Annotated in this window: 11 protein-coding genes; 1 reads left to right on the top strand and 10 read right to left on the bottom strand. The window is 36.5% G+C overall.

What is annotated here, in order from left to right; translation table 11 throughout:
- Position 1 precedes the first annotated feature (1 nt).
- The 9 genes from gatB to HFC68_RS05685 all read right to left on the bottom strand — a co-directional run bounded on the left by gatB (position 2) and on the right by HFC68_RS05685 (position 9,936).
- On the bottom strand, positions 2-1,429 hold the full coding sequence (gene gatB / locus HFC68_RS05645) for an Asp-tRNA(Asn)/Glu-tRNA(Gln) amidotransferase subunit GatB (RefSeq protein ID WP_011673637.1): 1,428 nt from the start codon (positions 1,427-1,429) through the stop codon (positions 2-4).
- A complete protein-coding gene (gene gatA / locus HFC68_RS05650) occupies positions 1,429-2,889 on the bottom strand; it encodes an Asp-tRNA(Asn)/Glu-tRNA(Gln) amidotransferase subunit GatA (protein WP_011673638.1) in 1,461 nt (486 codons plus the stop codon). The genes gatB and gatA overlap by 1 nt, the downstream gene beginning before the upstream one ends.
- The gene (gatC, locus tag HFC68_RS05655) at positions 2,889-3,203 is read right to left on the bottom strand and encodes an Asp-tRNA(Asn)/Glu-tRNA(Gln) amidotransferase subunit GatC (protein ID WP_002833381.1); all 315 of its coding nucleotides are present in this window, start codon (positions 3,201-3,203) and stop codon (positions 2,889-2,891) included. Before gatC ends, gatA begins: the two co-directional genes overlap by 1 nt.
- Positions 3,204-3,222: 19 nt before the next feature.
- On the bottom strand, positions 3,223-4,380 hold the full coding sequence (locus tag HFC68_RS05660) for a CamS family sex pheromone protein (RefSeq protein WP_002833380.1): 1,158 nt from the start codon (positions 4,378-4,380) through the stop codon (positions 3,223-3,225).
- A gap of 68 nt (positions 4,381-4,448) precedes the next feature.
- Complete coding sequence (gene pcrA / locus HFC68_RS05665) at positions 4,449-6,722, bottom strand: DNA helicase PcrA (RefSeq protein WP_011673639.1); 2,274 nt, start codon at positions 6,720-6,722, stop codon at positions 4,449-4,451.
- Between the two features lie 92 nt (positions 6,723-6,814).
- A complete protein-coding gene (locus HFC68_RS05670; RefSeq protein ID WP_002833377.1) occupies positions 6,815-7,954 on the bottom strand; it encodes an ATP-grasp domain-containing protein in 1,140 nt (379 codons plus the stop codon).
- Between the two features lie 38 nt (positions 7,955-7,992).
- Positions 7,993-8,565: a xanthine phosphoribosyltransferase gene (locus HFC68_RS05675; RefSeq protein WP_011673640.1), complete on the bottom strand. Its 573-nt coding sequence runs from the start codon at positions 8,563-8,565 to the stop codon at positions 7,993-7,995.
- A 9-nt stretch (positions 8,566-8,574) separates the two neighbouring features.
- A complete protein-coding gene (locus HFC68_RS05680; RefSeq protein ID WP_036673025.1) occupies positions 8,575-9,219 on the bottom strand; it encodes a glycoside hydrolase family 73 protein in 645 nt (214 codons plus the stop codon).
- Between the two features lie 93 nt (positions 9,220-9,312).
- On the bottom strand, positions 9,313-9,936 hold the full coding sequence (locus HFC68_RS05685) for an ECF transporter S component (RefSeq protein WP_011673642.1): 624 nt from the start codon (positions 9,934-9,936) through the stop codon (positions 9,313-9,315).
- 73 nt (positions 9,937-10,009) lie between these two features.
- Here HFC68_RS05685 and HFC68_RS05690 point away from each other — a divergent pair, with 73 nt between their 5' ends.
- Positions 10,010-10,957 (top strand): phosphoglycerate dehydrogenase, encoded by a 948-nt coding sequence (locus HFC68_RS05690; protein ID WP_011673643.1) that lies wholly within the window; start codon positions 10,010-10,012, stop codon positions 10,955-10,957.
- 68 nt (positions 10,958-11,025) lie between these two features.
- Here the strand turns inward: HFC68_RS05690 and HFC68_RS05695 are convergent, their stop codons facing one another.
- Positions 11,026-12,882 (bottom strand): ABC transporter permease, encoded by a 1,857-nt coding sequence (locus HFC68_RS05695; protein WP_011673644.1) that lies wholly within the window; start codon positions 12,880-12,882, stop codon positions 11,026-11,028.
- Between the last annotated feature and the right edge of the window lie 37 nt (positions 12,883-12,919).

Below are 12,919 nucleotides of genomic sequence, written 5' to 3' on the forward strand. Positions count from 1 at the left end.
TCTAACGAGAATTAAGTTCTTGCATTAGGATTTTGTTAACTACTTTAGGGTTAGCTTGTCCTTTAGTTTGTTTCATAATTTGTCCCACTAAGAAGCCCACTGCTCGATCTTTACCATTCTTAAAGTCAGCAACAGATTGTTCATTATTATCAACGATTTCTACAATCATTGGCTTCAAAACAGCTGGGTCTGATAGTTGAACCAGTCCCTTAGCTTTAACCCAACTTGTAGGTTCTTCACCTTGGGTGATAGCTTTAAAGACCTTCTTAGCCATCTTAGAAGAAATCGTTTCATCAGTAATCATTTTAACCATGCTGGCCAAGTGTTCAGGAGTTAATTTGGTTTCTTGAAGATCGACTTTTTGGTCATTTAAGTAGGCATTAACATCCCCCATCAAATAGTTGGCCGTTAATTTAGGATCAGCTCCTTGAGCAACAGTAGCTTCAAAGAAATCTGACATTTCCTTAGTTTGAGTTAAGACCATCGCATCGTAATCTGTCAAACCAAGTTCTTCAACGTAACGAGCACGACGCTTACCAGGCATTTCTGGCATCTTATCTTCAACGTCTTTGATCCATTCATCATCAATGGTAATGCTTGGAAGATCCGGTTCTGGGAAATAACGATAATCTTCTGCCCCTTCTTTGACACGCATCAAAATAGTTTGCCCCGTAGCTTCATCATAACGACGCGTTTCAGGACGAACTTGTCCACCAGCTAACAGAATTTTTTGTTGACGTTTTTCTTCAAAAGCAAGTCCCTTACGAACAAAGTTAAAGGAATTAATATTCTTCAATTCAGCTTTTGTACCAAACTTTTCAGAACCCAGTGGTCTAATAGAAATATTAACGTCGACTCGCATGGATCCTTCTTCCATCTTAACATCTGAAATACCAGTAAATTGAATTCGTTGACGCAACGCTTCAAGATATGCATAAGCTTCATCTGGTGATTCGATATCTGGTTTAGAAACAATTTCAATTAACGGAGTACCCTGACGATTCAAATCAACATAAGAGTATCCATTGGGATTATGACTATTTTTACCGGCATCTTCTTCAATATGCATCTCAGCAATACCGACTTTTTTCTTTTTACCTTCTACTTCAATTTCAATCCAACCATCCGTACCAATTGGAGTATCCGCTTGGGTAACTTGATAAGCCTTAGGATTATCAGGATAAAAATAATTTTTACGATCGAAATGTTGAGTTCTAGTAATATTAGCATGTAAAGCTTTGGCAGCCATCATCCCTGCCTCAACCACACCCTTGTTAGTTTGAGGTAATACTCCCGGGTATCCCCAGTCAATTACGTTCGTATTAGCATTAGGTTGGTCACCAAATTCAACGGGTGAAGGACTAAAAATTTTCGAGTTTGTTTTTAATTCAATGTGGACTTCAAGTCCAATAGTTGTTTTAAAATTCATTATTTGTCCTCCATTTCAGGGTGCTTTGAATGTACCTCGGTCGCAGCTTCAAAAGCTGCCCCAGCTTGATACATCGTTTCTTCATCAAACGGTTTAGCAATAATTTGTAATCCGACTGGCATATTATCACTAAATCCAGCAGGAACTGACATTGCTGGTAAACCTGCTAAGTTAACTGGGATTGTTAAAACATCATTCATATACATTGTAGTTGGATCATCAACTTCAGCGCCTATAGCGTAGGCTGGTGTTGGAGCTGTTGGTCCAATAATCAAATCATAATCTTCAAAGATTTTATTGAAATCATTAATAATTAAAGTACGAACTTGGGCTGCCTTCTTAAAGTATGCATCATATGTACCAGCCGATAACGAATAAGTCCCTAACATGATACGACGCTTTACTTCATCTCCGAAACCTTCGGAACGTGATTTAACATATACATCTTCAAGATTTTTGACATCTTGAGCTCGATGACCATATCTAATACCATCGAAGCGTTGTAAGTTAGATGAAGCTTCTGAAGAACCGATAATATAATAAGCTGCTACACCATACTTACTCCGTGGGAGCGAAATTTCTTCAATCGTTGCTCCCAAATTGGTTAATGTTTCAACTGCCTGACGTACGACTTTTTTAACGTCTTCATTGATTCCATCGCCTAGATATTCTTTAGGCAAACCAATCTTCATCCCCTTAATATCTTTACCAATCTTAGATGTGAAGTCTGGTACCTTTTTGTCAGAACTAGTTAAATCGCGCTCATCCATTCCAGCAATAATATTCAATAAAGCTGCATTATCCTTAACTGTACGCGTCATGGGTCCAATTTGATCTAAACTTGATCCAAAAGCAATTAAACCATAACGTGAGATACGTCCATAAGTTGGTTTCACCCCAACAATTCCAGTGTATGAGGCTGGTTGACGAATTGAGCCACCCGTGTCTGAACCAAGAGCAGCAATTGAATTTCCAGCTGAAACTGTTGTAGCAGAACCACCTGATGACCCACCAGGAACCTTAGTATGATCCCATGGATTACGCGTATCACCAAAGTATGAAGTTTCAGTTGATCCACCCATGGCAAATTCATCCATATTTGTCTTACCAATAATAATTACATCATTAGCTTGTAAACGTTCAATAACAGTTGCATCGTAGATGGGTGTGAAGTTACTGAGCATCTTAGATGCAGCAGTAGTTTTGATTCCTTTGGTTACAATATTGTCTTTGATAGCAATCGGGATTCCGGCCCAAATATTATCAGGGTTAATTCCCTTTTCATCGATAGCACGGGCTTGAGCTAAAGCTCCCTCGCGATTAATGGTCACAAAATCATTTAAAACTTTTTGGTCGGCTTCAATTTGATCCAATGTTTCTGAAACTAATTCAGTTACTGTTAATTCTTTATCAACTAACTTTTGGTGAAGCTCTGTTACTGTTATATCAAAAAACTTCATTATGCTTCCCCACTTTCATCAAGAATTGCTGGTACACGGATAAATCCGTTTTCTGTTTCAGGGGCATTAGCTAATAATGCTTCCTTATCATTCGAACGAACAGCTACATCTTCACGCATTCGATTTAATTGATCAGTAACATTAAAAGTAGGTTCGACATTGGTTGTGTCAACCTCATTTAAAGTATCCACTAAATCGATAATATCTTCGATTTGATCCGTAAATTTTTCAAGTTGTTCGTCATTAAATTTTAGTTTAGCTAACGTAGCAACATGTTCTACATCTTTTTTAGTAATGTTATTTTCAGTTGTCATTGATTTCTCCTTCTAAGATTTAATAACTTGAAAAGACATGAGAACTAAACGTCTTTTCTTTAGCTGAGCGCGATAGGAAACTCTGGACTTCATCGGTAGATTTAATTGTTATATCAATATTAACTCCACTAGGAAGATACTTTTCAGCCTGAGTTGAAACAAATTGAGTAAAACTGTTAATCTCAGTCTCACTATAGAATTGAGTCGTGATTGATACACTCATACCTTCCATCGATTTACCGTCGTATCTTGCTTTTGCAGTAATCCCACTTAAATTAGGGAAGAAGCTTTCTACTTGCGTCTTAAAGTTATCAAACGCACTAGAATCATTGCTATTAGGTGAGGTTTCCGTATCACTAATTGGATAAACAACATTCTTGTAGTCTAAGTCTTTCCATTTTGCAAGCTTTTCACCGGAATTGTTAGAATAACGCATAAACGTTCCACCAACTAGGCTATCATTGGAAGCTTGTTTATAGACTGCAATCACAATTGGAACATTTTTAAATTCAGATTTCTTGCGAAGTCGTTCTAGCACTTTTTGAGCAATTTCTTGACTCTTAGCCTTAATCTCTGCATCTGAGATTTTAGTCTCATATTGAGCGCCGTATTGTTCTTTTTGATAATAATCAACCGAATTCATCGCTAATCCAATTGTAACCCCTTTGAGTTTCAAAGAAGTTCCTGATTTTTCCATATAATCCTGTTCTTCAAGAGCCTGGAGATAAATTGGGTTTCGTTTGTCTGGGTCTTTTGAACCATTATCCTTAGGGTTCAGCCCTTCCGGATTGCTCTTAGATTCCCGATCAAGCCAATTTTGAACAGTATCTGAACTCAGATATTGACCTTCTTGGAAAACATATTGAGAGGTTGGAAAAATCTTTTTGGAAATGTCTTGTAATCCACTCTCGAAACTCTTGGTGTTATTAACATTACCATTTTGATCGGCAGTTAATCCCCGTGACTTGCTTGTCACGTATTTTCCATTTTTAATCACCCCAGCATACGAGCCTGAAGCTGATCCTGTTGTTTGGTAATTATTTTTTTTGTTCTTTTTTCCGGTCACATTATTGGTAGAAGATTGCATTGATGAATTATCTAAACTTCCGCAGGCAGTCAGTCCCACGCCCATAACTAATGTGGCAACTAATAAACTCAATTTTTTAGTTACATTCATAGAAAAGTTTCCTCAATCTTTCATTTATCCCTAATTATACCGCTAACCTAAACCCTGTATAAAATTCTTTATTCAACAACCCGTTTAATTGGTGCAAAAGCGGCCAATAACCGCTTAATTCCTTGATCTTTAAAGGCGATATCCAATTCGGCATCTTCTCCAGCGCCAGACACCTTCACTACGGTACCAATACCCCAAGCTTTATGTTCGACTTTATCCCCAGCATTCCAGCTAACTTTACCAGCTCCGCTACCATTAGATTTAACCGCCGTAGCATGGGTATTACCATAAACACTAGCTGTTGCGCGTGCATTTCGGTTATTGTCAAACGGATATGATTTTTCTTTAGTATTTCTTGAAAAACTCTTTTCTTCATTTTCACTCTTCAAATATTGTGATCCAATTTCTGAAATGAACCGTGAAGCTGGATTAGTTTGTGTCCTACCATAAAGCATTCTAGAATAAGCATTCGTAATATACAACTTTTGACGTGCTCGGGTGATTCCAACATAGGCTAATCGTCGTTCTTCTTCCAATTGTTCTTGGTCCATCATTGCTCTAGAAAGTGGGAAAATTCCATCTTCCATCCCAACTAAAAATACGATTGGAAATTCAAGACCCTTAGCCGCATGCAGGGTCATGAGGGTTACTCCTGATGGTTCTTCTTCCACATTATCTTGATCAGAAACTAAGGCCAAATCCGCTAGGAAATCTACTAATTGAATGTTATCACCATTTTCGTCAGCAATTTCATTTCCCTCAGCTTCATTCTTATCGTCAAATTGCTTAGTAACTGTTAAAAATTCGTCAATATTTTCAAGGCGTGCTTCTGATTCCATCGTTCTAGATTTTTCTAAAGCAGCTCGATAACCAGTTTGTTCCAAGACTGCTTCTGTTAATTCTGTGATATTTAAAAATTCACCTGATTTACGTAGAGCGTCAATCATCTTAGCGAAATCTTCAATTGCATTGCGAGCTCGACTAGAAATTCCATTTGCAATCTGAACACTACGAGCCGCTTTCAATAAGGACCAATTATTTTCATCCGCGAAAGCTTGTAATTTAGCAATAGAAGTCGAACCAATCCCACGTTTAGGTTCATTGATCACTCGTTCAAAACTCATCGAATCGTCTTCGTTAGCAATCAAAGTAAGGTAACTCAGTACATCTCTAATTTCCTTACGATCGTAGAATTTATGTCCCCCGACCATTAAGTAAGGGATGTTGGATTTAACAAACGTATCTTCAATTACTCGTGACTGTGCATTCGTCCGGTAAAGAATGGCAAAATCTCCGTAATTTAAATTATGCTCTTTAATTTGCTCACGAATTTTTTGAACGATGAAATGGGCTTCATCAATCCCCGTCTGGCCACGATAATATGAAATTTTTTCACCTTCATCATTATCAGTCCAAAGTTGTTTAGGTTTACGTTCTACATTATTTTCAATCACATCATTAGCAGCATTTAAAATATTTTGGGTTGAACGATAGTTTTGTTCCAACATTACAGTCTTTGAATCTGGATAATCTGATTCAAAGTTCATGATGTTTTGCATATCGGCGCCCCGCCAACCATAAATACTTTGATCAGAATCACCAACTACACAGATATTTCTAAAATGTTTAGCTAGCATCGTTACTAATTGATATTGAGCCTGATTAGTATCCTGATATTCATCCACATGAATATAATGAAATTTATTTTGATAAAATGATAAGGTTTCAGGATTCTTTTGGAAAAGTTCGATGGTTTTCATAATCAAATCATCAAAATCTAAAGCCTGATTGTTCTCTAAGCGACGCTGATATTCTTCATAGATATCTGCGACTACCTGTTCATATGGAGTACTTGCATTCTCACGATAAGTGAGTGGCGTTTTTAAATCATTTTTAGCATTGGAAATCGTTCCTAAAACTGAACGTGGATCAAACTTTTTAGGATCATAATTTAAATCGGCTAAAATATGTTTAACTAGGGTTCTTTGTTCGCTAGGATCGGCAATCGAAAATGCTCGATTATATCCAAGTTGATCAATATTTCTTCTTAAAATTCTTACGCAAAGAGCATGGAACGTTGATACCCAAATTTCAGCAGCTTCATCACCCAGCAAACTAGTAACTCGCTCACGCATCTCTCTAGCAGCCTTATTAGTGAAGGTAATTGCCAAAACATTCCACGGATTAACACCTTTTTCTTCTATTAGATATGCAACGCGGTGCGTCAAAACTCGGGTCTTACCACTACCGGCGCCGGCCATAATCAATAACGGTCCTTCAGTTGTCTGAACCGCTTCTTTTTGCATATCATTAAGGCCTTTTATTAAATTAATTTCTGGCAATTTGTTCAATCCTCTCTATCTACGTAACTAAAAAATAACCACAAACCATTATATCAAAAAAAGCCGGTTTATTTACCGACTTTAACAGAGTTTTACCAAATATCAGTGTTATCAATTTGTTCTTGAATTTGTTTGACATCATCACCATCTGCCAAGATATATCCGATATGCTGTTTAGCATCTGCTTCATCTACTTGTGGATAGAAGTGGAAATGCCAATTTGATTTAATTAACCACTGTGTTTTGATTTTCTTCATTTGTTCATCCGTAATGTTTAACATGATGGTTGGTACTTGGAGCCGGATGTCACTAATCATCATTCCACTCAAGGCCCGGAGCATTTCTTCATAGACCGTGGTGTTTGACGCTAGATTAAATACGTTTTGTTCATCACGAATTCCAGGTATTAATTGTTCAAAATAGATGTCCTCACCATCAACATAGAAGACGATTGAAAATACACCTACGTACTCTACTAAACCAGCAATTTTAGTTGCTGCTTCTAATACTGAATTTTGAACTTTTGAATCTAAATCAACTGGAACTTTAGTTTCTTTTAGAAAATGGTTTTCGTAAACATTCTCGACCATTGGGAACATTTTTTGTCGATTATTTTGATCTTTAACAATACTTACCGCGATTTCTTTTCCACCGGTCATAACTGGTTGAAGCATATAAGTTCCACGTTCTAATAGTACGCTGGCCTTTGGAATATCTATCTCACTCTTAAGAATTAACTCTTTTTCAGTCATAGCATCCTTTAAGATTGGACGAAGAATAGCCGGATATCCAATTTCATTAATTGACTCATATAAATCGTCTAAATCTACAACTGTAACATAGGGCGTTCCCTTAATCCCTGTTTGTTCTAGAGTTGCTCGTTCTAGGATTCGATCTTGATTTAATTCAAGTAATTTAACTCCTTGTGGAATTGAAACAAATTGTTGTAAATATTGAATTGTTTTAATATCAATTAGTTCTGATTCGTATAGAACAATTTTACAACGTTCTGCAAAGCGTTGTAATTTTTCCCCATCATGAATACTACCGACAAAACTAATGTCCGCATATTGATTCACGCCATTTTTCTCAGAAGTAACGTATGTAGCAACCTTAAAACCCATTGACTTTGCAGTAGCAACGAGTTGTACACTTGAACGTCCTTCTCCAATAATACCAATTATGTCCCCTGGATAAATAATTTTTCTAGAGGTAATTACTTCACTCTCCACTTAAATCATCCCGCCTGTTCATCAATCTTCTTACTTATTTATTCAAATTCAACTTGACCATCATCCGTTAGCGCCTTAATTCTTGCTAAAGATTCTAACTGAATGTCACGGTCTTTAATAATTTGGCTTCCCTTTTGGAAAGTCTTTTCAATCACAATTCCGACTCCCACTACATCGATATTAGCTGCATCCGCAATATCAAGCAATCCAGAAACCGCTTGGCCATTAGCCAAAAAATCATCAATAATCAAAACTCGATCTTTTTCATCAATAAACCGTTTTGAAATAGAGATTTGATTACTAGTTTGCTTTGTATATGAGTAAACTGACGCTGTGTATAAATCATCAGTAAGGGTCAAGCTCTTATGCTTTCTAGCGAAAACAACTGGCACATCCATTGCTAAGCCAGTCATTACAGCAGGGGCAATTCCTGAAGATTCAACCGTTAAAATCTTTGTTACGTTCTGTTTTTTAAATAAACGTCCAAATTCTTTGCCAATTTCAAACATCAATTGAGCATCCACCTGGTGATTTAAAAAACCATCTACCTTTAAAACGTTGTTTGGTAATACGATTCCTTCGGACTTAATCTTATCTTCAAGTAACTTCATAATATCCCCCTATTTATCATAGTTATTTAAACCATATTTTTGAATTAAATTAATTAATTTACTAGGATAATCCGGATCAGTTGCATATTGGGCATCATACAGTGCTTGCGCAGCTTGTTTATAATCTGCCGCATTGATGACCGCTTGGTACTGTTGCGAATTCCAATTTGTTCCGTTAACCAAAAGAAGTGAATGATCCCGCATTGACTCTTGCCATGAAGAATAAACCCTAAATCGAGCTGAAACAGTTACCCATCTACCATTTACGAATTCCTGCGTCTTAAAATACCTACTATTAGAATCGGAATCACCTTTAATTCCATAGTAGTTATTAAACTTTTTAGATAGGGTGCTCTGTCCCCAATCCGACTCTAAAATTGCTTGAGCCATTGTAATGCTAGGTAATATGCCATATTGCCGCTGCATTTGTTGGGCATACGGTCCAATTGTTTTAATAAATTGCTGATGTTGAGCATCATTAGATGCTTCCGTAGCCACACTATCGTCCACGACATTATGCTGAGTGACATATAACTTCATGCTAACTGCTACAATCAGGCATAATGCTAACAAAACACCGATCAAGTTAGAAACGTGTAACTGACCTCGATTATAAAAAGAACTAGATTTTCGTCTTCTTTTTCTCTTCGCCACTCGCAATCCAGACCCTTCATTTTGGTGTACGTATTCAGTTTAACTGAACCATCAAAAAAATCATAGTCCTGTGACAACTAATCAAGTTAAAAATTAATTTTTTCTTTCATATTGTCTGAATCTTTCTTGTCCCACTTTAGTATATTTTAACAGCGGAATTGAAATTAGCGGTGCAATCACACCTGCTGCAATGGCCTCAGGTATTCCATGAACCCCCGCCACAGTCAATAAATATGGCATCAAATCTTGAATATTGAGAGCTGCATAAATTCCAGAACCATTGTGAAAAAAGATGTAAATCATACTTAAAACTAAACTAGTATTAACCAAAGAGCCAATGATCGACCCGACAATCAAAGTAATCTGTTGTTTAATATTAATTCTTATCATCCAGTTGACTACCAAACCTGTTACTAAACCGATTAAAATGCGAGGTACGATTGATACCATGGGGTTAGCCATCACGATGTTACTAAAAGGACTCGCTGTTAAAGTAAGTGCCTTTATCCAATCAACGATCCCCCAAATTCCACCAACTATCGCACCATCTACCGGTCCTAGAACAATCGCCGCAATAACAACCGTGATGTGAATTGTAGTTACTACAAATATTCCTACGGGGATATATCCTAATAGTGGGACATAATTTTGAATAATAATAATCGCTGCAAATAACGCAAGTATACTAATCTTCCCAGCGTTGGTTTTTCTTGTCATTGTTAAAGCTCCTTACTGTAAAAAGTATTCTATATATTATATCATTGAGGCGATTAATCAAAGGAGGATTAAGATGAAAATTTATATATCCGACCAAATTTCTAAACAAATTAGGACTAATTTACCCAAAGACAATGTGACATACCTTAATAGTTCGTCTATTACTAAGGCAGACTTAAAAGAAATCCAAGTTGCTTGGGGCTATGACCATCATGTGCAATCTCTATTAGATACTCCTCACCATCAGTTAAAATGGATTCAATCTTTTAGTGCTGGAATTGATTATTTTCCTAAACAACAACTTACAGATCAAAAAATTACTTTAACCAATACTAGCGGTGTCCACAGCGAAGCCATTGCCAATACGGTTCTTTTATATGCCTTATACTTCATGCGCGATATGAATTTAGCTCTTAACATGCATCGCCAAAAGCAATGGGATGGTAGTCGCCATTATGAGGAACTAACCCTACTCTCAAATAAAAAATGGTTAATTTTCGGTACTGGTCACATTGGACAAGAAATTGCTCGAGAAGCTAAAGCTTTAGGTGGTTATACTACCGGTGTTAACCATTCTGGTCATGCAGCTACTAATTTTGATGATACCGTAGCAGATAACGCTTATTCAAATATCATTCAAGATGCTGATATTATTATCAACATTCTCCCCTTAACTCCAGAAACTACTCATATGTTTGACCATCAATTCTTTAATCAATTAGAGCATTTATATCTATTTATTAATGTCGGTCGAGGACCATCAGTCGATACTTCTGCCTTAATGCAAGCTCTTGATGATGGTCACGTTAAACATGCCGCATTAGATGTTTTCGAAGAAGAACCGCTCACTTCAGATAGTCCACTATGGGATTATCCACAAGTTTTAATTACACCGCATAATTCAGCAGTAAGCTCTGAGATGCTGCCAGGTGTTCAGGATGTGTTTATCCACAACTTACAAACCTTTCTAAAAGATGGGCATCCCAACACAAATATTGTTGATTTAACTCGTGGTTACTAAAAAACTTGGTACATAGTAATTTTAATAGACTCCCTAGAGTTGTTATTATTGCTACGTATCAAGTTTTTTTAATTTTTAATTTGATTAACTTTTTGTAAACCTTTTGAGGTAACTTTATATAAGCCTACCTTATAATCTTCGTGATATGTTTTTCTCAACATTGTTGTGAAAGTTCGGTGCCATTCCGGTAATGCCACATATTGGTATCTTTGAACAACTTTTTTAAAGTCTGAATTGGACAACATAAAGTTTTCGCGTCCATCTACTTTATCAGAGAAGAAATAGTATTTACCAACATATCCAGCATAGTAGTCATTAACGTCAGCTGTGTGCGGATCAACTACCAATACTTTAGTATGATTGTATTTCATATCTTGTTTGGCAATATGATTAAGTTCCACCGGTAACTCTTCTTTTCCAATTGTGCTCCGATACTTAATCCCGTTAATTTCTGAGAACATCAGAATGGTTGAAAATAAAGCTAAAACTAAGGCAGATAATTGGTAAGTATTTTTTGTAATAATATTTTTGAAACTTCGTATTCCACGTTTACTTACATCAGGCTCATACATCGCTCGGTCCATCGCTACGACGAGTGCCATCGTGGCTAACAACATGTTTAAAATTACCATACTAGATAAATAACGTTCAGAACCCTCTAAATTAATTGCTTCTGAATAAGGCATTGATACAATATACATCGCAAAGACACTGAGATAGTATGCAACAAAACTAGCATCTAAAGCTAGTAGGACTTTGAGTAAATTATTAGGTTTCTTGAGATACAAGCGAATAACAACCCACGCGGTTATCAGCGTTAAATTAACCAGTAAAAAACCCCTAGTTGATAGTGAATCCAAACTGAAAATTTGATGTAAAAACTTATTACCAATCTTCATTATTACTTTTGAACTTTCACTAGCTAATTGATTTTTATATGCAGATGTACTAATTTGATGCTTAGAAACGGTGCTAAAAGTGGCATGGACATGCTGATTCCACCAGAAAAATGATAGGTAACTCCCCACCATCGTAAGGGCTGTTAGACCCAAACTTTTTCCAAAGCGCTTAAACCACTTAATTTCTTTAGAGTTCTTCATTAACAAATATAATAAGTAAAAACCAATCATAACCACATACATGGTTCCAGAATTTTTAATTAAAAACAACTCTGAACCGAACAAAAAGGCTGTAACACATTGCAACCATGGTTGATGTCGATACACATAGACACCGGCAATGCCAGCCGCTGCAACTACCGGAAGGATAAAATCAACTAATAGATTGTTCATCCGAATGGCAATGTTGAACACATTAATGAGTGAAATGGTGAGACATAAAATAAAAGCATTGGTTGACCTTGTATAATCTCTTAATACCGCAAAAACAGCATAAAGTCCCGCCCAAATTAGTAAAAATTGTCCTACTAACATTGCACCACTACTGAATCCAACCCAAGTTACAAATTGAGTGATAAATAAAGCCGTTGCCGGAGGATATGAAGTAAACGAAATGATTGCATCTGAAGCAATTGGTAAGTGTCCTTGTAACACTAAATATTTAACAATTAAAGCCCAGTGGGAATAATTATCATAGTGAAGCAAAGGACTGCTATATAAAGTCGTTCCTAGTGAAAGTCCAATCACAATCATCCACAAATCAAAATAATGAAAACCTTCAAATGGTATTTTTTGAATCTTGAAGATTGCCATTACCATACGTACCAAGAATAAAATACAGCCCAAAATAACAACCGCGCGAAGCCCAAACCTTAACCAGTTTAACATCGCCATTATGTATAGAAGAAGGGTTTGGATTATCATTGAAGTAATCCATGCCATGTATTTATTAACCCCTACCATTCTAATTGACCCAGCATAACCTAGCTGAGCAATTATAAAAATGATCAATCCGATTAACGCCAAAAAGATCCACCCACCATTTCCATTCTATTTAACTTAT

This window comes from Pediococcus sp. EKM201D (assembly GCF_011800215.1).
Taxonomy (GTDB): domain Bacteria; phylum Bacillota; class Bacilli; order Lactobacillales; family Lactobacillaceae; genus Pediococcus; species Pediococcus pentosaceus.

Excerpts from the sequence above, each read along its gene's own strand:
- gatA (WP_011673638.1), bottom strand. The coding sequence starts at position 2,889 with ATGAAGTTTTTTGATATAACAGTAACAGAGCTTCACCAAAAGTTAGTT.
- HFC68_RS05685 (WP_011673642.1), bottom strand. The coding sequence starts at position 9,936 with ATGACAAGAAAAACCAACGCTGGGAAGATTAGTATACTTGCGTTATTT.
- gatC (WP_002833381.1), bottom strand. The coding sequence starts at position 3,203 with ATGACAACTGAAAATAACATTACTAAAAAAGATGTAGAACATGTTGCT.
- HFC68_RS05660 (WP_002833380.1), bottom strand. The coding sequence starts at position 4,380 with ATGAATGTAACTAAAAAATTGAGTTTATTAGTTGCCACATTAGTTATG.
- gatB (WP_011673637.1), bottom strand. The coding sequence starts at position 1,429 with ATGAATTTTAAAACAACTATTGGACTTGAAGTCCACATTGAATTAAAA.
- HFC68_RS05675 (WP_011673640.1), bottom strand. The coding sequence starts at position 8,565 with ATGAAGTTACTTGAAGATAAGATTAAGTCCGAAGGAATCGTATTACCA.
- HFC68_RS05690 (WP_011673643.1), top strand. The coding sequence starts at position 10,010 with ATGAAAATTTATATATCCGACCAAATTTCTAAACAAATTAGGACTAAT.